Raw genomic sequence first — 1128 nt, 5'->3', positions numbered from 1 at the left:
CCGATTTTTTGCATGAAAACCGCAAAGAAAATCACGGTCTAGGCTCATGCGTTGGGAGCAGCTTAAATTGATCTTGTTCAGCAAGCCCTACTTACGAAGGCAAGGGGTGCGCGCTGATCTATCATTCCGAAGATTTGGAAAATTGGCGCTTCGGGGGGATTTTCCATCGAGGCAGCGAACCGATTTGGGAGTGTCCCCATCTGTTCCGGTTCGGCGATCGGGCGGTCTTGTTCTATTCGCCGAGCGGACCCGTTCAATATGTCTCCGGCGTGTTGAACGAGAACGGGCTGTCGGATGTCTCTTGCCGCGGCACAGTCGACTACGGAGGGTGGGAAGGCTACTACGCATCAACGGGTTTCGTCGACCAGGAGGACCGCCGCATTCTACTCGGCTGGATGCCGGAAGGAAGAGGGGAGGGATTCCCGATTCCTATGGACTGGTCGGGAGCGTTGGCGCTGCCTCGTCTCGTCGATTTGAAACCGAACGGCGCGATCGCTGTATCGCCGATCCCCGAGCTGGAAGCTTTAAGAGGCGATCGGCGGCGTTGGGAGGACCTGCGCGTCGGACCGGCTCCTCTTCATACGGGTGTGTATTCGTCCTCGTTCGAATGCTCGATAGAAATCGAGTGGCCGATCACTGAAGAGAACGAATTGATCATTTCCATGCTCGTCTCGGATTGCGGCCAGGAACGAACCGAATTACGCTTGGATTTCGCGGCGGGCACCATGGTCATCGACAGATCGAAATCGAGCTTGTTCCCGAGCGTGCACAAGTCTTCGGTCATTGGGAAATTATCCGCAAACGATCCTTTCGAAACTTTACGGCTTCGAATCTTCGTCGATCAGTCGGTGATCGAAGTGTTTGCAGGAGACCAAACCTGTATGACGGCAAGGGTTTATCCATCCTTGAAGGATAGCAACGGGATCGAACTGCGATCGAGCGGAGAAGTTCTCATCAAGCGGATGGAGATCTGGGAGATGAAGGCGGCGGAAATCCGTTAAAACGGGAATGAGCTGGCTTCAGTTGATTGAGGGTAAGTAGGGCTTGCTGAACAAGATCAATTTAAGCTGCTCCCAACGCATGAGCCTAGACCGTGATTTTCTTTGCGGTTTTCATGCAAAAAATCGG

General features: G+C 53.6%; 1 protein-coding gene and 1 pseudogene. Both read left to right on the top strand.

From position 1 onward, the window contains the following. Positions 1–110: 110 nt before the first annotated feature. Positions 111–470, top strand: a pseudogene (locus G485_RS31280) (glycoside hydrolase family protein); the annotation flags it as partial. Beyond that, on the top strand, positions 450–1001 hold the full coding sequence (locus G485_RS31275) for a GH32 C-terminal domain-containing protein (protein WP_276203369.1): 552 nt from the start codon (positions 450–452) through the stop codon (positions 999–1001). The pseudogene G485_RS31280 and the gene G485_RS31275, both read left to right, overlap by 21 nt. Positions 1002–1128: the final 127 nt, after the last annotated feature.

The sequence above is a fragment of the Cohnella thermotolerans DSM 17683 genome (genome assembly GCF_000429825.1).
GTDB lineage: Bacteria > Bacillota > Bacilli > Paenibacillales > Paenibacillaceae > Cohnella > Cohnella thermotolerans.
Note: the sequence above shows the minus strand (reverse complement) of the source record. Positions and strands in the feature narration are given on the sequence as shown.